Below are 21,294 nucleotides of genomic sequence, written 5' to 3'. Positions count from 1 at the left end.
TAGGCGCAGACATAGAAGCTCACAGTTTGTGAATCGTCTGTCCGCAATACAGGGGCCAACGCTACCAACGCCAGATGGGGTCTGCTTGCCGCTTACTCAGTATCTCGCGTTCCTGCCGCAGGACTTCGTTCTCCCGGCGTAACCGTTTCAGCTCGGCCGTCATGTCCTCGGTGGCAGCCGACCCTATCGGCGCGTCCATCGCCTGATCACGGCTACGGCCAATCCACCGCACCAGCGTCGATAGGCCGACGCCCAAGTCCTGGGCAATCTCGCGCTGCGTCCGGCCGCTCGTCTGCGCCAGGCGCACCGCTTCCTCAAATTCCTTGGTAAAATTCTTCTGCTTCGGCATTCCGGTTTCCTTTCGATTCAAGAAAACCTCTCCACTTCTCCGAAGCAAGTCCAGATTAAGGAAAGCGGAAGCGGGAGGGATGGCGGTTCTAGACTAAATGTTCGCCTGGGACCGGTGTGACCCGTCTCACAATATGCAGGTATCGAGGGTTGCGAGAGCGATCCTCTCGTAGAGCCTCATGGTATGCGCCGCCTACGCCCCATTGATTCCGCATGTTTCTGAACATTGAGGTTTCTGCCAGAAGGTTTTCGGCAAGAGCTGGAGATTTGGAATGGCGGATGGTGAGGGATTTGTTGGGCGATGCGAAGTTGTCGAGCCTCGTCGTGGAAACCGGCGATGGCCCAATGATCTGAAGGCGCGGATTGTAGCGGAGAGCCTTCAACCCGGTACGCGGGTTGTTGATGTTGCGCGTCGCCATGATCTGCTTGCGCACCAGCTATCGGACTGGCGCCGGCAGGCGCGTCAGGGACTTCTGGCGCTGCCTGCGGAACTGATGGCAGGGGTTCCTTGCGAGGATAGCGGAGCATTCGTGCCTGCCTTTGTGCCCCTGGCGATTACGACGGAGCCGAAGGAGGCTGCCGATGCATCACCAATACCGGAGCCGGTCGAGATCACTTCGGGGATCATGACAGTAGAAATAGGCGCAGACCTCCTGGTGCGGGTTCCCGGCGATGTGCCGGTTGATCGGGTTGCGGCCTTGGTGCGGGCGATGCGAGGGACGGCATGATCGTCGCGGGCCAACGATTGCCGATCCTGATCGCGACGCGGCCGGTGGACTTCCGCTGTGGCCACCAGGCGCTGGCATTGATGGTGCAGACCGAGTTGAAGCTTGATCCGCATTCCGGCGTCACCGTGGTCTTCCGGTCGAAGCGCGGCGATCGTCTGAAAATCCTGGTATGGGATGGCACCGGAATGGTGCTGACCTACAAAATCCTGGAACAGGGCAGTTTTGCCTGGCCCAAGGTGCAGGATGGAACGATGCGTCTTTCTCGGGCTCAATACGAAGCCTTGTTCGAAGGTCTCGACTGGCGACGAGTTATGGCGCGGCGGGTAACAGCGCCGAGTGCGGCAGGATGACTCACCTGCTTGATTTTGGCATTGTTTTATTGGGCTTTTCTGCTTCGATTTGCTATGAAGACGCATGTCGCAACCGATCGATCTCAGCCAGTTCCCGGACCTTCCTGTCGAGGTATTGAAAGCCTTTGCGGCGGTGCAGTTCGAGCTGTCGGTCGAGCGTGCGGCACGCCAGCATGAGCAGGCGGTGGTGGCCGAAAAGGACGCCTTCATCAGCGAGCTGAAGGAATTGATCGAGAAGCTGGAGAGCCAGGTTCAGGATTACCGCCGCACGAAGTTCGGGCCGAAATCGGAAAAGCTCGATCCGGCGCAGATGGAACTGGCGCTGGAAGACCTTGAGACGGCGATTGCCGAAACACAGGCCCAGATCGCTGTTGTCGAGGGAAAGATCGCGGCCAGCGGATCCGATCCCGAAAAGGCCGTCCCGCGCAAACAGCGCAAGGCGCGCTCGCTGCCTGAGCACCTGCCGCGAGTCGAGCGGGTGATCGAGCCCGATAGCATTGCTTGCCCCTGTGGTTGCGGCAACATGGTGCGGATCGGCGAAGATCGGACGGAACGGCTCGATCAAATTCCGGCTTGCTATCAGGTGATCGTCACGATCCGCCCGAAATACGCGTGTCCCAAGGGCCGCACCGGCGTGGTTCAGGCCAGGGCGCCGGCACATCTGTTGGAAGGCAGCTGGCCGACCGAAGCCCTGTTGGCGCAGATCGCCGTGTCCAAGCCTTCCGAACATATGCCGCTCAACCGTCAGGCGACAGTCATGGCCCGACACGGAGTGCCGATCGACCGCACGGTCCTGGCCGATTGGATGGGGCGGACGGGTGCTGCGATCGCGCCGGTGGTAGACCGCATGGCCATGCTCCTGAAACAGGGCAGTTCAAGACTTTATGTCGACGAGACCACGGCCCCGGGTGTTGGATCCGGGCCGCGGCAAGACGAAAACTGGCTATCTCTGCGCTATTCTGCGCGACGACCGCGGCTGGAACGGATCTGCGCCGCCGGGCGTGGTGTTCCATTATCGGCCGGGGCGTAAAGGCGAATATGCCGCAGAAATCCTCGACGGCTTCGACGGCACGATCCAGGTCGATGCCTATGGCGGCTACTCCCATCTCGCCACGCCAAAACGCACGAGTGGCGATCCGTTGAGGCTGGCCTTCTGCTGGGCACATGGCCGCAGAAAACTGATCAAGTCCCAGCCGAAGAAGGGTTCGCCCATCGTCGACGAGGCGTTGTTGCGCATCGCCGCTCTCTACAAGATCGAGGACAGCATCCGAGGTTGTGATCCCGATCATCGCCGGGCTATCCGCCAGAACCTGTCCCGCTCGCTGGTGGACGAGTTCTTCACCTGGCTGACAGCTCAGGCCGCGCGCGTCTCGCGCAAGTCCGACCTCGGCGAAGCCATGGCCTATATGCTGAAACGCCAGGACGGCTTCCGGCTATTCCTCGACGACGGCTGCGTCGACATCGACTCCAACCTCGTCGAAAATGCAATCCGCAGCCCAGCCATGAATCGCCGCAACGCGCTGTTTGCCGGGCATGACGAGGGTGGCCGTAATTGGGCCCGTTTCGCCAGCCTGATCGGCACATGTAAGATGAATGGCGTTGAACCATATGCCTACCTGCGCGATCTCTTCATCAGCCTCGCAAATGGCCACCTCGCCAAAGACATCGACGCCCTGATGCCCTGGGCCTATGCGCAACGGATCAGTGCCTCATAATGACCTCGTCCGGGACTCCTCGACGAGCTCACAGAACCACCAGCAAGCAAAAGACCTGACCGTTGCAACCGCATAATCAATGGGACGGAGACGCCGCATACGCCTCATGCATAGGAGACGGGCCATGGACGAGACTATCACATATGTCGGATTGGATGTTCACAAAGAGACGATCGCGGTGGCGCTCGCTGATGGTGGTGGGCGCGGTGACGTGCGTGCGTTTGGCCAGATCGTAAACACACCAACGGCCTTGGCCCGTATGCTGGCCAAGCTGTCGCAGCCGGGCCGGACGTTGAAGTTTTGCTACGAAGCAGGACCTTGCGGCTACGGCATTCAGCGGCAGCTCTCTGCCGCAGGCCATGACTGCGTCGTCGTCGCTCCCTCTTTGATCCCTACCGGGCGATCGCATAAAGACAGACCGTCGGGATGCCAGCAATCTGGCAAGACTTCACCGCGCTGGGGAACTGAGTGCGGTTTGGATACCAGATACCGCGCATGAGGCGATGCGTGATCTGGTTCGGGCGCGCTTGGCTGCCGTTCGAAGCCTGCGGCAAGCGCGCCAGCAGCTCAGTGGATTTTTACTGCGCCACGGCTTTCACTACAGCCGCCCAGCCTGGACGCAGATGCATCGACGTTGGTTGGCCGGTCTTTGCTTTGAGCAGCCAATTCACCATATCGTGCTGGAGGATCATATCGCCACAATCGAAGCAGCAACCGAGCGGCGCGAGCGGCTGACGAAGCAAATCGAGATCATGCTGCCTGACTGGTCGTTGGCTCCGGTTGTCCTCGCGCTGCAATCGCTACGCGGCATGGCTCTGGTGACGGCCGCTACGATGATTGCCGAATTGGGCGACCTGAGCCGCTTCACAAACCCGCGCCAATTGATGGCCTATCTCGGGCTGGTACCATCGGAGCATTCAAGCGGAGGAACTCGGCGGCAGGGAGGAATCACGAAAGCAGGCAACACAACGGCACGTCGCATGCTGATCGAAGCCGCTTGGAGCTATCGGTTTCCTGCAAAGATCAGCCGCGAGCAATTGATCCGCCAGGAGCAGCTTCCAAAAGCAATCCGAGACACGGCATGGAAGGCGCAGTTGCGATTGTGCAGCCGATACCGAAAGCTTGCGAAGGCCGGAAAGCCCGCGACAACCGTCACTACGGCGATTGCGCGCGAACTATCGGGCTTCGTCTGGTCGATTGCATGCCAGGTCTCAACACGGGGGCAGAACAAGAGCAGTTCAAAATCCTGCGCTAAGTAGAACGAGGCGTGAACTTCGACTTTCAATGCATGCGCGAGTGCTAGCGGGGGGCTGCTTTGGTCCGCGCGGTGACGACCCAGACGGAAGCCAAAAGCTGTACCACGGAGGGATCGCCTAAGGCAGCTAAGGCCTGGCGCAATCGGGGCTCGGATGTCGCCCGCAACGCAGGATTCTCGCGGATGATCTTTCCGAGCGGTCCCACCTTCAGAAGCACCGAAGTCATCGCATCGAGATCTCCGCTAGAGACTTTTTCATCGTGCGATTGGATGACTATCTCTTCGAAGCCAGCAGCTTCAAGGATGCCATGTATATATTCCGGATCTGCGAAGCTGAAAGGAGTTTCATCGACTTTGGCCCGGATACCGACCGCAGAGAGAGGGAAGTGATCCAACTCATTATCCTCAAGGGCACGCCAGCAACTAAAAGCCAATTTGCCGGATGGTTTTAGAAGGCGACGGAAATTCGTGAAAGCCGAGACAGGATCATTGAAACTCATCACACCGAATGGAGAGAACACAACATCCAAACTCTCAGACGGCAAATCCAAGGATTCCGCATCTGCCTGGATCAATCTGACCTGGCTCAGCGGTTTGGTTCTCTGCCCGGCAATTTCCAACAGCAGCGGCGCTACATCAACCCCGATCACTTGGCCTTCAGTTCCGACCTGCTCGGCAAGTTGGAGGAGGGTTTGCCCAGCTCCGCATCCTATATCGGCAACTGTGTCGCCGGCACTCAGACCTAGCTTTTTGATAGCCCCTAGCCCCAAGGGAGAAAGTTGAACGTCAATCAACTCATAGACCTCGGCCCATGCCTTTGCATGGAGAAGTTTTTGAGACGAAATATCCGCTAAATCCTGCTTAAGCATTGAAAAGTCCTTCGCTGCCACAGATGTCCACGCATCTCCCAGGATCACGCGGTTCGTGAACTTTCAGCGCGCACACGCGTGATGGTCTGCCGACTGGTGGTGAATTTCCTGGCGACGGCCGAAACGCTCATGCCTGTAGCGAGATCGTCGCGCGCATCCTGCTTCTGTTTGTCGCTAAGCGTCGAGGGGCGGCCGAGCACTTTGCCTTCCGATTTGGCGCGTTTGAGACCCGATTGCGTGCGTTCGATCAGCAAATCCCGCTCGAACTGTGCGACGGCATTGAGCACGTTCATGGTCATCGTGCCGGCCGAACTGGTCAGATCGGCTCCGCCGAGCGCGAGGCAATAGACGCGAACCCCCATTTCGGCCAGCGTCTTGACCGTAGTGCTGACATCGATGGCGTCGCGACCGAGGCGATCGAGCTTGGTGACGATCAAAATATCCCCTGCTTCCAGCCGGTCCATGAGTCGGGAAAAGCCACGGCGCTGCGCAATGGCGGTGCTGCCGGAAACAGTCTCGGTGACGATCCGACGTGGCTCAACCTGGAAACCGGCGGCTTCGATTTCCTGAATCTGGTTTTCCGTGGTTTGCCCGGTCGTGGAGACGCGGACATAGGCAAAGGTGCGTGGCATGCGCTCAAATCGTCCGAATAGGCTGTCCGTAACATCTGAGCTGTTCGTAACCCTGTCAAGATAATTTGTGGACAGGGCGTTTTGTCCCTGTACGGAAACCAACCTTTCCGTACAGGGCACGGTCATTGATGCGCAAATGTAGGGAGTAGCAAATGGCCAAGCGGAAACTTCTCAAAGTTCAGGACCGGCAGGCGCTTTTCGATATTCCGACCGACGAGGACAGCCTGATCCGCCACTATTCCCTGTCACCGGCCGACCGGCTCGAAATCGAGGTCCGCAGACGGGAGCATAATCGGCTCGGCTTTGCGGTGCAGCTCTGCCTGATGCGTTATCCAGGCCGCGCGCTCATGGCCAACGAGATGCCGCCCAAGGCGATGCTCAACTATATTGCCGAGCAAATCGGAGCCGATCCAGCTTCATTTGATCTGTACGCCCGCCGGGAAGAGACACGCATGAACCATGTAGCTCGCCTGCTGGGCTATCTGGAAATGAGGAGTCCTACAGCCGAGGATCGTCGCGCTGCACTGCTGTCAGCAATTGAGACTGCCTCAACGACCGACAAGGGTGTGACGATTGCGAATACCATCATCGTCACGTTCCGAGAGCGCCGGGTTCTGCTGCCGGTAGCGAACATGATAGAACGTATGGGTTTGGCAGCACGCGCCATTGCCCGTCGTCGCGCCGAGGCGGCGCTCCTCGCGGACCTCGATCAGCAGAAACTTGCAAACGTTGGACGGGCTGCTGGAAGTCGACCCGGCGATCGGCCAGACGCGCTTTCACTGGCTGCGGTCGGCTCCGGACGCTCCGGGTACGCTGAACCTGGTCGGATTGACTGAGCGCATTGCATTCCTGCGCACGCTGGAGATCGACCCGCGCTTGCAGGCCCGGATCGCTTCGGGACGATGGGATCAGATGGTCCGGGAGGGCGACGCCACACCGGCTTGGCTCGCCAACGACTTCAATGCCAGTCGCCGGCGTGCGACGATTGTCGCGCAGATCATCAAGCTCGGCCAGAAGCTCACCGACGATGCGGTGATGATGTTCATCAAGATGATGGGCCGGCTGTTCTCGCAGGCCAACAACAGGAAAAAGCAGCGTCATATGAGTGCCCGCGTGGAAACGTCCAAAGCGTTGCGGCTGTTCCTCGACAAGATCCTGGCCCTGCAGTCCGCCAACGATACCGACGCAGATCCCATGACGACACTGGATCGGCAAGTCGGCTGGCATCGGCTGCTGCAGATCAAACCCGGCCTCGAAGCCATGGTGGAAAGCAACGATGTGTCGGCGCTGATGACGGCGGCCGAACAACATGCGACCGTCCGTAAATATGCTGGTGCCTTTCTCGAGACGTTCACCTTTCACTCCCGGCGGCGGCACGATCCGCTGCTTGCTGCCGTCGCCACCTTGAAAATGCTCTATGCGGACGGACATCGCGTGTTACCCGTTCGCGTTCCGGTCGCCCATCTGGCAAAATCGGAGCGCGAACTGATCTTCGAAGACGAAAAGCCGGATCGGCTGCGGATTTCGGATTAACGGGACAGCGATTCCGGTAAATCCCGGACAGTCGTTTCACTAGATCCCGGACAGTCTCGCGGGATCGACTTTCGTTCGCCTGGTTGATGTCATTGGTTATTGATTTCGGCGTTTCGCGCTTCGGTCAAGAGCGGTCGTGGTTTTTGCCTCCTCATGCTGTCTCCCTCGAGCGCAATTCGATGGGCGTTATGGACGATACGATCGAGGATGGCGTCAGCGATCGTCGGTTCCCCGATCATCTCGTGCCACTGGGCCACGGGCAGTTGGGCGGTGATCAGAGTGGATTTCCTGCAGTAGCGCTCTTCGAAGATTTCCAGGAGATCGAGCCGCTGCTGATCGCTGAGCGCATGGGTTCCCCAATCGTCGAGGATGAGCAATTGGACGCGCGCCAGTTTGTCGAGCAATCGGGGAAACCGACCGTCGAGGCGTGCCAGCGCCAAATCCTCGAAGAGACGAGGCATGCGGACGTAGAGAACGGAATAATCGAGGCGGGCCGCCTGCCGTCCGATGGCGCAGGCAAGCCAGGTTTTGCCCGTTCCCGTTTGACCGGTCAGGATCAGGTGCTCATGGGCTTTCAACCATTCGCCTTGGGCCAGCGAGAGAAGCTGTCGGCGATCGAGGCCGCGCTGGGCGGCGAAGTCGATATTCTCGATGCAAGCGTCGGGGAAGCGCAGTTTGGCGCTTGCAAGCCGGTTGGTCAGGCGCTTGTCGCCGCGCACGGCCATCTCCCGGTCGAGCATCAGACCCAGCCATTCATCGCGGTTGAGATCGCTGCCCTCAGTTTGATTGGCCAGTTCGCGATAAGCTGCCGCCATGCCGGATAGACCGAGTGCGTGCATCTGGTCGAGGGTTGGATGTGTGAGCATGTGAGTGTCTTCCTTTCTTCACTGGTAATAGGAGCTGCCGCGGATGTTGCCATGCGCCGGGGCTGGCTTGACCGGCTCGGCGACAGGCGGCGCCTGATCGAGGCCGGATTTGAGGATGGTGCTGACGGAGGAATAGCTGAGCGCATTGATGGTCAGTGCCCGAGCGCACGCGGCTTCAAGACGCTCAGGCCCGTACCGGCGCGCGAGCGATAGAACGCCTTGAGCGGCGCGGTATCCCTGCTGGGGATGGGGCCTGTCGCGCATCAGCCGCTCGATCAGGATTGCAGCGTTGCGGCCAATCTTTGCAGCCTGCTTGATGAGGCTCGCCGGCGTCGTGTTGGCATAGTGCTGATGTGTCTTCGGCATGTGCTCGTTGACGGTGACATGACCAGCCCGCTGCGACGTCCGGCGGTGGCTGGCGACGCGTTGGTGATCATGGAAGATCTCGACGATCCGGCTTGTGAGCCGGACATCGACCTGGCGGCCGATCAGGCGGTGCGGCACGGAATAGAAAGCCTTGTCGACTTCGACATGGTAGTCGGGATGAACCTTTGCCGATTTCCATTCGGAATATTCGAATGCGGTTGCCGGCAAGGGTGCAAGCGCTTCGCGTTCGATCTCCTCGAAGAGCTGACGTCGGGATTTGCCAACCCGTCGCATCGACCGGTTATTGAGATCGTTGAGAAGCTGGCTGATCCGCACGTTGAGATCGACGAGGCTGAAGAAGCGGTCGTTTCTCAGCCGCGCCAGGATCCAGCGCTCAACGATGAGAACGCTGCCTTCGACCTTTGCCTTGTCCTTCGGCCGTTTTGGACGGGTCGGCAGGATCGTCGTGTCGTAATGCTCGGCGAATGCTGCAAAAGTGGCGTTGATGGTCGGCTCAAACCACAAGGGCTTGGCAACACCGGCCTTGAGGTTGTCGCAGACGATCGCTTTCGTCACGCCACCGAAGAAGCTCAGCGCCCGTTGCTGACCCTCGATCCAGTCCGGCAGCCGTTGAGTGAAGCTTGCATAGGCGAAGGTGTACAAGGAGGCCGGCAGAACCGCGACGAAGATCTGCGCCGACCGGATCTCGCCCGTCGCCGGATCGATCACCGGGACGGTGTGGCCGGCGTAGTCGGTCTGCATCGCCGCGCCGGCAGTGTGGCGATTGCGGAAGGTGGCGCTGGCGCGCTGTTCGAAAGCGGCGAAACGCTCGCAGAACCAGGTGTATCCGTAACCGTTGGGGTGCCGCTCGCGATATTCCTGCCACAACAGCGTCAGCGTCACGCCCTTTCGCTTCAGTTCACTGGCGATCTTGCCCCAGTCGGGCTCGTGCATGTCCTGGGGCGGGCGGCCGCGACGATGGAACAGGCGGCGCTGCAAAACAGCGTCCTCGTCAAGCCCAGGCGGCAACGGCCAGCCCGTCAGCCCGGCCTCACGCGCCCGCAACAGATAGGTCGAAATGGTCGTTTTGCTGATCTTCAGCCGTTCCGATATCGCACGAACCGAAAGCCCCTGTTCGTGCGTCAGCCGCAATATCGATCGAATGTCCTTCACACTCGTAAGCCTCGCCTGCTTCCGTCTCGCCATTCATCAGCCCCTCGTTCAAATCGAGGCTCAGAATGGCAAAACGGCGCGCGCGAAAGTCGATGTTTTAATCGCCGAAAGACTGTCCGGGATTTACCGGAATCGCTGTCCGCGAATTAGCGGAAATGCTGTCCCGGATTTAGTGAAATCGCTGTCCGGGATTCAATGGAACCCCTGTCCGCGAATTACCGAAACCCGCAATCGGCGGCTTTATGAGATCGCGACGCTCGCTTTGTTGCGCGATCGGCTGCGTTCGGGCGACATCTGGGTCGAGGGCAGCCGTTCATTCCGGCCGATCGATGAACATCTGATGCCGAAGCCGACCTTCGTTGCACTCAAGGAAGAAGACAAACTGGGTCTCGGCGTGCCGGGCGACGGTGCGGCTTGGCTGGCCGAAATCCGGCAGATGATGGACTTCAACCTGAAGCGGCTGGCCTGGCGCGCCCGCTACGGAAAGCTCGAGGGCGTGAGGATGGAGAACGGAACGCTGATCGTGACGCCCCGGGTAAGCGACGTTCCCGCCGCGGCTGAAGCTCTCAATGCCGAAATCAGCGAAATGTATCCACTCGTCGAAGTCCCTGATCTGCTCCGGGAGGTGCATGAATGGACCGGATTCGCCGATCAGTTCACCCATGTCCGGACGGGAGATGCGCCGCAGAACATATCCGCCATGCTGGCCGGCGTGCTCGCAGATGCCACGAATCTCGGCCCGAAACGCATGGCAGGGGCCTCGAAAGGCATCAGCGCCCATCAAATCGGCTGGATGCGCAGCTTCCACGCCCGCTCCGAAACCTATCGCGCTGCGCAGGCCAGCGTGACCGACGCTCATACGCGCCATCCCCATTCCCAACTCTGGGGAGACGGGACGACAGCGTCATCGGACGGGCAGTTCTTCCGGGCCAGCGACCGCGCTGCCAAGCGCAGCGACATCAACCTGCACTATGGCAGCGAGCCGGGGACGAAATTCTACAGCGGGCTTTCCGATCAATACGGCTACTTCAGCATTCTGCCGATCAGCCCGACCGAGAGCGAGGCCGTCTATGTTCTCGACGGCCTGTTCGACCACGACACGATCCTGGAGATCGAGGAGCTGTTTACCGATACCGGTGGCGCCAGCGATCATGCCTTTGCGCTGTTCGCCCTGATCGGCAAGCGCTTCGCGCCCCGGCTGCGCAACATCAAGGACCGGAAATTCCACGCCTTCGAGAAGGCCGATGCCTATCCGGCGATGGCAAGCCACATCGGTGCACCGATCAACACTGCTCTCATTCTGGAGCACTGGGACGATCTATTGCGCCTGGCCGCGTCAATCACGACGCGCACTGTCTCTCCCTCAACGATCCTTAAAAGGTTGTCTGCCTCATCGAAATCCAGCGACTTGGCCAAAGCGCTCCGCGAACTCGGCCGCATCGAGCGAACCCTGTTCATGATCGAGTGGTATTCGAGCCCGGCATTGCGCCGGCGATGCCAGGCAGGCCTCAACAAGGGCGAAGCGGCCCATAAGCTCAAGCGCGCCGTGTTTTTCCACGAGCGCGGTGAAAATCCGTGATCGCTCCTTTGACAGTCAGGCATTCCGCGCCTCCGGCCTCAACCTCGTCGTCAGCGCCATCGTGCATTGGAACACCGTCTATCTCAGCCGTGCCACGGCGCATCTGCGCCAGCACGGCAGGAACATTGCCGACGAACTACTCAAGCACGTCTCGCCGCTCAGCTGGGAGCACATAAACCTCACCGGCATCTATTCCTGGGATGCCGAGCAGCAAATGCCCGAAGGCTTCAGACCATTGCGACTTCCTGGCCGTCTTCTCCGGGCGGCATGATGTTCATCGTCCGTTCGATCTTAGGGCAGGATTTTGAACTGCTCTTGTCCTGACCCCAACACGTTGAACGTCGCTCGATTCTAACTCATCGAGGAGGACATAACCCGATCACAATCCACGTGCGCCTGGGCAAGGCTGGGGGCACGGTCACGGCAGGAGAACCCTCGCTACCACTATCAGCCGGATTTACTCCGACGCTGGCTTCTAGACCGAGGACGCTCCGCGACGCATCAGGTCCGGCGGTAACCAACCCGCGTATCAGAGCATGATCAACCGTCGTTTATTTGACCGTGCCTCCTGCTTTCCCCAGGATGCATTCACACGAAACGCGACGCCCGAACGATCGGGCGAAGGATTTTCTATTCCTGCGACTTGAAATGGCGAACATGAGAGTGGATTGATTCCAACACTTGGCGAGGCTACTATCGAAGCTCGATCTGTAAATCGATATTGCATTACATTTGAAGTGCTGCAGAGACTTTGCACCACCGCTAAAGGATATGGTGTTCACGGCGCCTTCGGTAATTGAAGATGAGATTCGATCGTTCACCGGGACTGGACGCGGCAGCATGGAACGGTGGCAGCCATCCTTAAAAGCGAGTACGAACATGGAGCGGTTGCTTGCCCGCCCTACTAGCCCGGTAGGGCTCGGCGCGAATCGAAAGCTGATCACAGATTAGGACGGCCGGGACAAGGTGGGGGCGGGACACCGGTTACGGATGACCGCTGATGTTGGGGTAATCGCTCATAGAACCTGAGATGCTCGCTGCCAGCATCATCGTGCATCCGCGTCGGGGGCTTCCCGGCACCACATAATCTTCGATACCGAGCGGCTCCGATGGCCACATCGCCCACAGCAACCTCAGCGACGAGTAGCTCCCGCTCGACGACCTCTTGAGAAATTAGCACTGCGAAGGACGCGGTCGGGGGCCGCTGGAATAAGCCTAATGCAGGTTGAGAAGATCAGCCACCGTCTCCCCCCGTCGGCGCGCGTCGGCCGCGAGCCATATCTCGCCTACCTCATATACATCACCGAAGGTGCGGAACGGCACGATCACATCGACAGCGGCAGATAGCATATCAATCAGCGTGCGATCTTCCACGGCAGCTCCCCGTGGACTGCTCTTGATGAGCGAAAAGAGCTTTTTGAAACCCTCGACCGGATCGGCGCCGTGAATAGTGGAGATTGATCCTGGATGGCCAGAAACGACTTCGCTGAGATAGGCCCATGCGGCATCGTCGCGTATCTCACCGAGCAGTATTCGATCCGGCCGCATGCGCAGGCTGGCCTGTAGAAGCTGCTCCGCCGTGACCGCACCCAAACCTGCTCCGTCTTTCGAATATAGTAGGCGAACGTGATTCTCGTGCGGAATTACGAGTTCGAGCGTGTCTTCGATAGTGATCAGTCGTTCCTGAGGCGGAATGGCGTTGGTCAAAGTCTTGCTCATCGTCGTCTTGCCGCTACCCGTGTGTCCGCAAAGCAGCATTGTCAGCCGCCCAGTCACACATGCATGCAGGAATTCTTCCAGATCACCGTGGTCATAGTACTCAAGGATCCTTTTATCCTGTTGAGTTTGGCGCTGATTGCGGGACTGCCATTGGTTCCAGCGCGGAGCGTCATAGCGAGATGACACATCTTTAAGTTCCGAAACACGTGAGGATGGGCGCCGGATCGTCAGGCTGACGGTGCCTGACGGCACCGCTGGTGGTAAACAGATCTGCAGCCGCTCTCCATTTGGTAACTCGGTGGCGCAGAGAGGGCTACGTGGTCCAACATCCTGCTTTCGTAACGCTCCCGCCAAGATCGCGATATCTTCGAGATCATCATAGGTCAGAGGTAAAGGATGTTTAGTAAACGCGCCGGCCTGCCGGACGAAAGCCTCTCCTGGTCTATTAATCGCGACCTCTTCGGTCTTTGGGTCCTCAAGCCATTTTAAAACCGGCTTGAGGAGCAAACGCAATTGAGGATCTGCCGCGGTTTGCATTGAGATCTCCGATCTTCGTTGTCGTTGGACTGCTTGAGTTAGGGCCGTCGATTTCTCGCTCTCGTTGTCGCAGCGGTCGTGCGAAGCTCGTATATATCTGAGAAATCAAGATCCCGGGCCACGAATATTGATACTGCGTCCCCCTGATTCTTTCGCAGGGTTGGCGGAATGTTGATGGTTGCTTTAAGCGCCGTGTCGGCGGCTTGTGCCCCATTGCTTTGAAAGCTGTTGAGGTTAGGCCCGCCAGAGTTTTCGGTGTATTGACTGGCGGTCTGGAACGCACCTTGGACGACGCTCATGAGCATTGCCCCTCCGAAACGTTGCCAGAAGTGATTGTCCACCGTGCCAGGCATACCTGAGCGCCCTAGCTCGTCAGCGCCTGGTGACGCGAGCGAGACCATGGCATGATGCGGTGTTTCGGCGCGATTCCAGATCACAAAAACGCGCGCGTCCCCTTGTTGCAGGCCACGCTGAATTTCGCCAATGACAGTTGTCCCGCGATCTAGAAGCACAACGTTGTTCGTTGTCCCACGGACGTCTTGAGGTAGGATGCACTTTACATAGCCGGGCAAACTTGTATCGATCGCTGTTTGTAAAATGCAGGGAATGATCGTTCCTTGCGTAACCATGAAGTCAGGGTGCGGCAAGAGTGTGGCGCGGCTTGGCTCCTGCACACCTACTTTCATCCGCTGTGATAGGTCATTATCGACTGAAGCTTCGTCCGCGAGCATCGAGGCATACTTTTCCGAGGTGGAATCCTCTTTGTCTTCGCGGGGTTGCTCACCGCTTTCATAGGCAAAAATAGGCGATTGCTCGGCCTGCGGATCATTTGCTTCCGAGGAGCTCTCTGCTGGCGGGGGAACTGACGGCTGTTCAGCCGGCGGGGGTGTTGAACGATCAGGCGCAACCTCAATCGGTGCCGGACGAAAAGGCTCGGTGTTGGTGAGAACTGTTGTTCGAGGCGTCGCAGGGGATTCCACTTCTTTCTTTGAAAGTCCGCTAACCCAGATTAGGGATAGTGATGATGCCAAAATAGCGCTTGCAATTATCAACTTCTGCGGTCTCGAAAGGCGCCGGCGAGTTGGCTCAGAGACCAGGGATCCGGCTGCATCTATGTCATGCCCGGTTTGTGGATTGGCGTCGTTCATCGACCTGCCTCCTTCAGAACGCGCCACACATCATGTCTCACTGTACCGGTGCCCGGCTTTCGTCCAATGGGATCGTATGCGCTATTCCAAATGCCTAATACTGTACGGCCATCTCTCAGACGCCATTCACGGGCAACTGCGGAAACCTCGACATAGTCTCCTTTGACCGAATAGTTGGCGGAGGCTTCCTTGCCGTCCGGATTGATCATGTAGATGGAGGGAATGCGCACATTACCTGGAAAACGGAATACAGTACTGACTCCGTTATCAAAAACCTCCAATGGCGTGAGCGAACGGTCGCCCTGTGCGACGTAATTAAAATTGTTGGTTCCGGGATCGGCGATTCCGGCCGGCTGATCCAGCAAATCTTGAGCCCTCTGTTGATACTGCGCTTTCGCTCGGAGCCGATCGCCGATCGATAACCTTTCTACTTCCTTTTGCCGAGCAGCAGCTTCGTCGGCAGGATAGATGAACTGTACACTGTAATAGAGATCCGGCTGCTCTTTGTTGAGCCGAGACATGGTCTTGGTGGAGATACTGAAGACATATCGTCGGGTACCTACCTCGCTCGCGGTCAGCACGACGACCGGCTGCGGCGGAAGGGCTTGGCTTGCCTTGAAAAAGAGATAGTGGCCGCGCGGAAGGGCTGCCAGATCTTTGCTATTAGAAACGGCGACAGCCGTTACGGTCTCGTTGCCACCGAATGTAACAACTAAAGTGGCCCCGACAGCGGTCGACAGTCGGACCACTTGGTCGGGATTGTAGGCCAGATAGCGCATGCGCGAATCTAGTTTGCCGGCTGCAGGGGTGTCTTCCGCATGCGCGCCTATCGCTAAGGAAAGCAAACCGATTATTGTGAGAAAGGTCCTTGTTGTCATGGCTCGCTATGGCCCTCATTTGATACGGTGTCTTCCGAGACCTGGTAGGAGGTAACAGTCAACCCCCCTGGATTGGACAGTCTCGATTCACCTGACAGGCTTTCCACCTTTTCATAACGGACGGTTGCAGTCCAAGTACTCACGACCGGCCTCTGGCCATCCATGATGAGCGTTCGTCTGTGACGAATCTGCTGGACGCCCGGCGTAATATCATTTGAGGAGATGTGCTCGACATCTAGTTTCCCCCCCTTACCGATTGTAACCTGTGGCGACGTGGGATTAGGGTAATTGAAGAATTGCTGATATTCCTGGCGCACAGATGGTGCGCTGAAACTCGATACGAGATCATAGGCGTATTGAGCTGTGTCCGCTGTATAGCCCTCGCGCAGACGGACATATTGCCAGAGTGAAGCGTTGATAACGGCCTGCTCCTGCGTTGCGGGCAGTCGAGACGTGGATACTTCGCTGTCAACGGTCCCATCCGCTCGTACCCAGAGATACACAGGCACCAGCTTGGCCAGCGGAACCATAGTGGCGATAGTGAAGGCTTGCGCGATATTTCCAAGAACTGCGGCCGCCGCAATGACCACCAAAATCTTGGAAAGGCGTCGCGCCGACTTCGCACGTGACGTTTGGAAGGCCTCTACTTCCCTATAATGCGCGGAAAGCGCTTCTCGCTGTACCAGGAGAGCATGTTCAGCGCCCTTCATTAGGCTCTCCCGCACATTCGAACTGAAGATCCGACGTCGTGGGTTGCCATCGCTCCACATTCAGCTGAAACGCATCACCCTTGCAGGTCGCCAGTGTATCACTTGTCTTGCAAGCGGCCAAGGCGAGGAATAAAATTAGAGAACAATACTTCATGCAGTCAACCTACTAGTTTCGTTATCATTGCGTTTAACGGCGCGCAACTTGGGCCAATTGGCGGTTAAGGCTGCTGACAGATTTATTTGAGCCTGACCAATGGGCACCTGCAATATTGCCGGCGATCACCGGAAGCGCGACAATCAGGGCGTCACCAGCTAGAAAGAGCATGTCGATTTCGTAGAGCCCGATAATCTTGGCTGCCGTCGTGTTCGCCAATTTGATCACAAGCAGCATGAATTTGAGAGCCGCTATTTCCGTCGTGATGACTATAGTCGCCACGATGTTCAACAGGAGAAGCAGCAGCCCGTAAGAGAGGAGCTGGCCGACCCATTTGGAAGCCATGTCGCGGGTGTAATCAAAGAGATAGCCTACCAGGATCAGCGGACCGATCGCTAAGAGTACCTTAGTGAGAATCCCACAGGCGTCATAGATCTCAAACGCTGCCCAAAGCGCACCGTAGAAAACCCACTGTGCGCCTTCAAAGGCGAGAATGTCTTGGCTATTCATTGGTCCGATTTCGGACGCAATCTCCTGAAAGGAGGCCTGGCTTAAAGCAAACATGAAGTCAAGCTTTTGGGGAATACTAAACAGTGGAATTTCACTGCCGCTGACCTTCTCAACGAAGCCCGGGATTGTATTCTTAAAGAATGAGAATACGTAATCACGATAGTTGTCCTGCCCCAAGACAAGGGAGACAACGATCGACACTTTGATGATCTTCATGATCCCACCACGAGCATCGATTTCGCCGCGCATCACCAGAATGCCCTGGACTATGATCCAAAGCGTGACGCACGCCACCAGAGGCGCATTGATTGCGCTCTGGATCTTGTCGAGCACTGACCCCAGTGCGATTGTAAAGGCAACATCGAAGGACGTATGTATAGCCGTAAACGGCGCAGAAATTGAGAAATCTTTCATCGCTCCAACCTGATTTGGCTCGTTCCACCGCAGTTGGGCGGAGTTGAACTCTTACCTGAAGAGGGCCGCGGTTTGTTTGCGTTCTCGTCGCTGGGCTGCGGCCTCCTCTGCGGCGTGGAGACCGGCTTGTGCAGTGGCCATCGTCAGCAGACTCGTAGCCTGGCTATTCTGGATGATTGCGTCGTGGATCTGTTTAAGAAGCAAGCCGTTTGTGACGGTAGCCGCCATAATGTTTTTTGAACTCGACAACTGACCCAGCGTTTTGCCGTTTTCCCGAAGGCGCTTGTCCATCAACTCCAGATTGGCGGCTGCAATACTCGCGGTATTAGCAGCACCGGCGATCTGCTCACGGAGCAACTCTGCATGTGCGTCCTTGTCCTTGCCATCGATATAACGGTCGGAATCCCGGACGATCGAGTTTGCTGTGGCCGAGGCTGGTGTCTTACTGTCAAACATCTGCTCTCTTAGGTTATTCGTGGAGGGGTAATTATTCCCCTGGTTGAGTTGGCTCAACACCTCGGTGACGGAGAAGACCGACCTGAAGATATCCACCATCGCGACCGTCTGGGTGACAATCTCGATTGTCTTTGCAAGGTTCGCGGTGGTGTTTGGCAGCAGTGATCGTCGTCTGAGCTATTGTTCCGGGGTCGGTGACGAGGAACTGCGCACGGGCCGGCGCCTGCATTATAAGGCAAGCGGCAAGCGTCGTTACTGTCAGTTGGGTGAATTTCATGAAACTTCCTCCATCAATCTTGAACTTCTTGGTAACCGGCCATGAACTCGTCTACCCACGCGCCAGGAGCATCCCCGTATTTGTCGCGGAGCTGATCGGCAAAGCGCACCGTGTTGGCCCGCCCCGACAGTACGGCGACATATTCGCGCATCTCGCCGAGATCGAATTCGCAGATAACGCTTCCGCTCTCGCGCTTAAGCAGAAATTTGCGGCTGCCGATTGCCATCTGCTCGCGGATAGCCTGAAATTCTCCTTCAGTGCACTTTAAGCCGCCGATATAGGCTGATCGGTCCGCTGTCGGTGATGGGTAGAAGATTTTCGTCATACATTGTGCAACGAGACTGGCTCCAAGCGGCGATTCAAGAACATGCTCAGGCTGCTGTGTTGCGAGTATCAGCATGCCGTTATTCTTGCGAACAGTAAGCAAGAACTTGTCGATCACTGCAGCGAATTGGGGGTTTAATAGATAAAACCGAAACTCATCGCAGCTCATCACAAAGCGTCGGCCATCCACGACAGCCCCCACTCGATGCAGGAGATATGCAGCGGCCGGCGCACAGACCTCTTCGTATTCCAGGAGCTGTGTCATGTCGAAGCCGGTAATGGAGGCATCCAGCCTTACTTCATCCGCCTCGCCATCGAAGGCCCAACCGAGCGCGTTTCCTCTGCACCACCGCTGCAGTCGCGCTCCTGCGCCCTCGGATGGGTTGTGCAACAGGAATTCGCGTAGGCCCGCGAGTGAACGCATACTGGGCTCAAATGAAAGCTGCCGAACGATAGCGCGTTCGAGGCGGCGGTTCTCTTCTGGCGAAATAGCTCCGCGTCCGTCGCTCTCGATCAGGGCCGTCACCCACTCGCGCAGAAAGTCCCGGGAGGCCGATGTATCGTCCAAGCCTCGGAGAGGCGCCAAGCCGCTTGGAACGCCTCTCCGTAGCGCCAGATACGTGCCTCCCGTGGCACGTACCAGCAGTTCACCACCGCGGTCCTTGTCAAAGAAAACAATCGCACCATTGCGTCCAACCATGCTCTGCTCGAGCATCGCAAGGACAAAGGCCATGAGCGTTGTTTTGCCTTTTCCGACGGGTCCGAATATTGCGGTCATACCCACGTCATTCTCGTGAGGGAGGTAATCGAAAGGAGTTCCACCGTTGGTGCGGAAGCGCGCAACCGCATTGCCCCAGTGGCCCGAATCGGTGCCGCTTGGGAAATTCTCGAATGAGACAAGACCCGCGAAATTGCGTGAGGTGATCGCCCCGGGTCGCGTGCGCCACTTGGTGTTCCCCGGAAGTTGCGCCCAATAAGCCGCCTCCATACCAATACCCTCTTGGACGATAACGGCGCCCGCATCCGTCAATCGCGTGCGTGCGCTTGCTGCGCGGTCGGCAAGGCTATTGAGATCATCGGCATAGACGCACAGGCTTAAATGATGCGAGCCCATTACGAATTCGCTGCTTGCCAATGCGTCCTCTGCCTCGGCGAGTTCATTGATCTGGGTGACGGCCTTGTCACCGGAACTCGTCATTTGACTGGACTTGAGACTGAGTTTGGCATGAGCCTGTGAACGCGTGAGGAAGGAGAAACTCTGGCTCAACACAAGCGGGAAATTCGCGGACAATAGCGGATTGAGCATGCCTGGCCGCGTCTTTGCCGGATATTCTCGAAATGAAAACATTGAGCCAACGTAGCTATCTGCGGGGGTTCGAATCTCTAGTGCCCGCTTGCCGCAGATTACTCGGTCGGTATAAATCGAAGCTCCCAGTGAGCCGCTAACCACTGGAACCGGGGTAACACGGCAGGTCATTATCAGTCGGAGCGCCTCCGCGATTTCTGAGAAAATCACGCCATCCTTCTCGCGGATACCGAGCCGGCGGAGACCATAGGCATCGAGGGCGGCACCAGTGACGTGCCACAGATCTTCCAGGTTCCGCGTTTGATTTGCTAGATCGTTCTCGTTTCTATTGTTGCGCTTGATGAACCGGCCCGTGAGTTTGCCGACCGCAGTGCGGGGAAACACGACCAAGGTGAGGAAATGGTCGTTGCGAAAGAGTTTTCCGGACAGCACGCGCCGCTCATAAGCTTCGCTCAGACTACCAGCAAACGCGCTATGGAAGTGCCGTGCCGGGGGCGACGGCACATCGTTATGTCGCACAAGATGAGCACATATTGATACATTATCATCGGCAATGTTGCGTAAGAGCGTGTTAAACGCTCGGCAGCGTGCATTGCGGATGGCAACGTCTTCCAGTTCGAAGGGCAAACCCCTGACATGTGCCATGGCCATGACTGAGCCGTCTTCGAGAAGGACAACCTGGTCGCTGAGGTGGCCAACATATGGTAGATATATCTCACCAGACCTCTCGGTCCTGCCACTTGTCCCGAACATTAAACCATTCCTCTTCCTCGTCTCGGCACTTTGACAGGGTTGGGGCTGACGCTTGCCCCGCCCCAGAACGGCGCATCCACGCTTCTTCCAGCGGTCTGGAGATAGAGTAACGCTACACTCGCGGCGTTATAGTCGCGCTCGACAACAATCCGTGATCCGAACCACAGTGGCACAAGAATAATTTCGTACAGAGGGTTTTGGACGACGACGATGATTAGGCCGGCTAACATCATGAGCAATCCCGCCAAGTTCAGCGGCACGCCTAGGAATAATGCAGGGCGTGTCGCCGCCACGTAGAGAATACTCTCTTCCAGTCGATCGCTCATCAGCCCCCCCCTATGAGGGTTCTACCAAGGAAGCTGGCCCCAAACATGATGACGATCCCCCCGATGACACCGGCAACGAGACCGAGTGAAGCACGGCCGAACATCCATGATATGCCGATGGCGACAATGCCGAGCACAGCCAGAGACTGTCCGAAGGGACCAAGGATGAATTGGCAGATACGCTGCACCATTTGGGTAGGGTCGGTCCCCGATGTCACTTGCGCCATCGCTGGCCAGGAGCAGACAAGGCTCCAAGCCGCCGCGCCGCCAGCAGCTGGCGCATAGTTAGCCGCCATGCGCAACATAGCTTCCCGGAGAGTAAAAGTATTAAAACGCGAACGATATCGGTTAGATGACGCCATTATTGT

The 21,294-nt window shown here is 57.7% G+C and carries 15 protein-coding genes and 6 pseudogenes; 6 read left to right on the top strand and 15 right to left on the bottom strand.

Translation table 11 applies throughout. The features are described 5' to 3' along the window. Window positions 1–82 precede the first annotated feature (82 nt). Window positions 83–349 (bottom strand): annotated as a pseudogene (locus ACZ9BX_RS21945) (transposase); the annotation flags it as partial. Window positions 350–620: 271 nt separating this feature from the next. Here ACZ9BX_RS21945 and tnpA point away from each other — a divergent pair. The 4 genes and pseudogenes from tnpA (at window position 621) to ACZ9BX_RS21925 (ending at window position 4,400) form a co-directional block, all read left to right on the top strand. After that, a complete protein-coding gene (gene tnpA, locus ACZ9BX_RS21940) occupies window positions 621–1,076 on the top strand; it encodes an IS66-like element accessory protein TnpA (RefSeq protein WP_087005347.1) in 456 nt (151 codons plus the stop codon). Next, on the top strand, window positions 1,073–1,426 hold the full coding sequence (gene tnpB, locus ACZ9BX_RS21935) for an IS66 family insertion sequence element accessory protein TnpB (protein ID WP_087005350.1): 354 nt from the start codon (window positions 1,073–1,075) through the stop codon (window positions 1,424–1,426). Before tnpA ends, tnpB begins: the two co-directional genes overlap by 4 nt. Window positions 1,427–1,490: 64 nt before the next feature. Further along, a pseudogene (gene tnpC, locus ACZ9BX_RS21930) lies at window positions 1,491–3,141 on the top strand (IS66 family transposase). A gap of 124 nt (window positions 3,142–3,265) precedes the next feature. After that, window positions 3,266–4,400: pseudogene (locus tag ACZ9BX_RS21925) on the top strand (IS110 family RNA-guided transposase). Window positions 4,401–4,440: 40 nt separating this feature from the next. Here the strand turns inward: ACZ9BX_RS21925 and ACZ9BX_RS21920 are convergent. Both ACZ9BX_RS21920 and ACZ9BX_RS21915 read right to left on the bottom strand, forming a co-directional pair. Further along, window positions 4,441–5,265, bottom strand: coding sequence for a class I SAM-dependent methyltransferase (locus tag ACZ9BX_RS21920; RefSeq protein WP_244564782.1), 825 nt, complete (start codon window positions 5,263–5,265; stop codon window positions 4,441–4,443). Window positions 5,266–5,309: 44 nt separating this feature from the next. Beyond that, window positions 5,310–5,897 carry a recombinase family protein gene (locus ACZ9BX_RS21915; protein WP_027513912.1) on the bottom strand — a complete coding sequence of 196 codons (588 nt, stop codon included), beginning with the start codon at window positions 5,895–5,897 and terminating at the stop codon, window positions 5,310–5,312. A 152-nt stretch (window positions 5,898–6,049) separates the two neighbouring features. On the opposite strand from ACZ9BX_RS21915, the pseudogene ACZ9BX_RS21910 reads away from it, so the two are divergent. Further along, a pseudogene (locus tag ACZ9BX_RS21910) lies at window positions 6,050–7,412 on the top strand (DUF4158 domain-containing protein); the annotation flags it as partial. Between the two features lie 107 nt (window positions 7,413–7,519). Here ACZ9BX_RS21910 and istB read toward each other — a convergent pair. Together istB and istA are read right to left on the bottom strand one after the other, a co-directional pair. Beyond that, a complete protein-coding gene (gene istB, locus ACZ9BX_RS21905; protein ID WP_132568962.1) occupies window positions 7,520–8,296 on the bottom strand; it encodes an IS21-like element helper ATPase IstB in 777 nt (258 codons plus the stop codon). A gap of 18 nt (window positions 8,297–8,314) precedes the next feature. Continuing rightward, window positions 8,315–9,868, bottom strand: coding sequence for an IS21 family transposase (gene istA / locus ACZ9BX_RS21900; protein ID WP_027513949.1), 1,554 nt, complete (start codon window positions 9,866–9,868; stop codon window positions 8,315–8,317). Window positions 9,869–10,064: 196 nt separating this feature from the next. Between istA and ACZ9BX_RS21895 the strand changes: the two are divergent. Further along, a pseudogene (locus ACZ9BX_RS21895) lies at window positions 10,065–11,685 on the top strand (Tn3 family transposase); the annotation flags it as partial. 944 nt (window positions 11,686–12,629) lie between these two features. Here ACZ9BX_RS21895 and virB11 read toward each other — a convergent pair. From virB11 to virB2, 10 genes and pseudogenes are all read right to left on the bottom strand, one after another. Further along, window positions 12,630–13,670: a P-type DNA transfer ATPase VirB11 gene (gene virB11, locus ACZ9BX_RS21890; RefSeq protein WP_027513742.1), complete on the bottom strand. Its 1,041-nt coding sequence runs from the start codon at window positions 13,668–13,670 to the stop codon at window positions 12,630–12,632. Between the two features lie 38 nt (window positions 13,671–13,708). Further along, on the bottom strand, window positions 13,709–14,818 hold the full coding sequence (gene virB10, locus ACZ9BX_RS21885; protein WP_132568905.1) for a type IV secretion system protein VirB10: 1,110 nt from the start codon (window positions 14,816–14,818) through the stop codon (window positions 13,709–13,711). Further along, complete coding sequence (virB9, locus tag ACZ9BX_RS21880) at window positions 14,815–15,696, bottom strand: P-type conjugative transfer protein VirB9 (RefSeq protein ID WP_027513744.1); 882 nt, start codon at window positions 15,694–15,696, stop codon at window positions 14,815–14,817. Before virB9 ends, virB10 begins: the two co-directional genes overlap by 4 nt. Then, window positions 15,693–16,406: a type IV secretion system protein VirB8 gene (locus ACZ9BX_RS21875; protein WP_027513745.1), complete on the bottom strand. Its 714-nt coding sequence runs from the start codon at window positions 16,404–16,406 to the stop codon at window positions 15,693–15,695. Before ACZ9BX_RS21875 ends, virB9 begins: the two co-directional genes overlap by 4 nt. After that, the gene (locus ACZ9BX_RS21870; RefSeq protein WP_084606758.1) at window positions 16,393–16,560 is read right to left on the bottom strand and encodes a type IV secretion system lipoprotein VirB7; all 168 of its coding nucleotides are present in this window, start codon (window positions 16,558–16,560) and stop codon (window positions 16,393–16,395) included. Before ACZ9BX_RS21870 ends, ACZ9BX_RS21875 begins: the two co-directional genes overlap by 14 nt. Window positions 16,561–16,593: 33 nt before the next feature. Then, window positions 16,594–17,484, bottom strand: a complete 891-nt coding sequence (locus ACZ9BX_RS21865) for a type IV secretion system protein (RefSeq protein WP_027513746.1) — start codon at window positions 17,482–17,484, stop codon at window positions 16,594–16,596. A gap of 51 nt (window positions 17,485–17,535) precedes the next feature. Then, window positions 17,536–18,217: pseudogene (locus tag ACZ9BX_RS21860) on the bottom strand (TrbJ/VirB5 family protein). Window positions 18,218–18,230: 13 nt separating this feature from the next. Further along, window positions 18,231–20,600 (bottom strand): type IV secretion/conjugal transfer ATPase VirB4, encoded by a 2,370-nt coding sequence (virB4, locus tag ACZ9BX_RS21855; RefSeq protein ID WP_027513748.1) that lies wholly within the window; start codon window positions 20,598–20,600, stop codon window positions 18,231–18,233. Next, window positions 20,600–20,926, bottom strand: a complete 327-nt coding sequence (locus ACZ9BX_RS21850; RefSeq protein WP_027513749.1) for a type IV secretion system protein VirB3 — start codon at window positions 20,924–20,926, stop codon at window positions 20,600–20,602. Before ACZ9BX_RS21850 ends, virB4 begins: the two co-directional genes overlap by 1 nt. After that, complete coding sequence (gene virB2, locus ACZ9BX_RS21845; RefSeq protein WP_027513750.1) at window positions 20,926–21,288, bottom strand: pilin major subunit VirB2; 363 nt, start codon at window positions 21,286–21,288, stop codon at window positions 20,926–20,928. The genes ACZ9BX_RS21850 and virB2 overlap by 1 nt, the downstream gene beginning before the upstream one ends. Window positions 21,289–21,294: the final 6 nt, after the last annotated feature.

The sequence above is a fragment of the Rhizobium sp. USDA 3886 genome (assembly GCF_056279785.1).
This window is presented reverse-complemented; position numbering and strand designations above follow the sequence as displayed.

Excerpts from the sequence above, each read along its gene's own strand:
- tnpB (WP_087005350.1), top strand. The coding sequence starts at position 1,073 with ATGATCGTCGCGGGCCAACGATTGCCGATCCTGATCGCGACGCGGCCG.
- virB10 (WP_132568905.1), bottom strand. The coding sequence starts at position 14,818 with ATGAACGACGCCAATCCACAAACCGGGCATGACATAGATGCAGCCGGA.
- virB4 (WP_027513748.1), bottom strand. The coding sequence starts at position 20,600 with ATGTTCGGGACAAGTGGCAGGACCGAGAGGTCTGGTGAGATATATCTA.
- ACZ9BX_RS21875 (WP_027513745.1), bottom strand. The coding sequence starts at position 16,406 with ATGAAGGGCGCTGAACATGCTCTCCTGGTACAGCGAGAAGCGCTTTCC.
- virB11 (WP_027513742.1), bottom strand. The coding sequence starts at position 13,670 with ATGCAAACCGCGGCAGATCCTCAATTGCGTTTGCTCCTCAAGCCGGTT.
- istA (WP_027513949.1), bottom strand. The coding sequence starts at position 9,868 with ATGGCGAGACGGAAGCAGGCGAGGCTTACGAGTGTGAAGGACATTCGA.
- ACZ9BX_RS21920 (WP_244564782.1), bottom strand. The coding sequence starts at position 5,265 with ATGCTTAAGCAGGATTTAGCGGATATTTCGTCTCAAAAACTTCTCCAT.
- ACZ9BX_RS21915 (WP_027513912.1), bottom strand. The coding sequence starts at position 5,897 with ATGCCACGCACCTTTGCCTATGTCCGCGTCTCCACGACCGGGCAAACC.
- ACZ9BX_RS21865 (WP_027513746.1), bottom strand. The coding sequence starts at position 17,484 with ATGAAAGATTTCTCAATTTCTGCGCCGTTTACGGCTATACATACGTCC.
- virB9 (WP_027513744.1), bottom strand. The coding sequence starts at position 15,696 with ATGACAACAAGGACCTTTCTCACAATAATCGGTTTGCTTTCCTTAGCG.
- virB2 (WP_027513750.1), bottom strand. The coding sequence starts at position 21,288 with ATGGCGTCATCTAACCGATATCGTTCGCGTTTTAATACTTTTACTCTC.
- istB (WP_132568962.1), bottom strand. The coding sequence starts at position 8,296 with ATGCTCACACATCCAACCCTCGACCAGATGCACGCACTCGGTCTATCC.
- tnpA (WP_087005347.1), top strand. The coding sequence starts at position 621 with ATGGCGGATGGTGAGGGATTTGTTGGGCGATGCGAAGTTGTCGAGCCT.
- ACZ9BX_RS21870 (WP_084606758.1), bottom strand. The coding sequence starts at position 16,560 with ATGAAGTATTGTTCTCTAATTTTATTCCTCGCCTTGGCCGCTTGCAAG.
- ACZ9BX_RS21850 (WP_027513749.1), bottom strand. The coding sequence starts at position 20,926 with ATGAGCGATCGACTGGAAGAGAGTATTCTCTACGTGGCGGCGACACGC.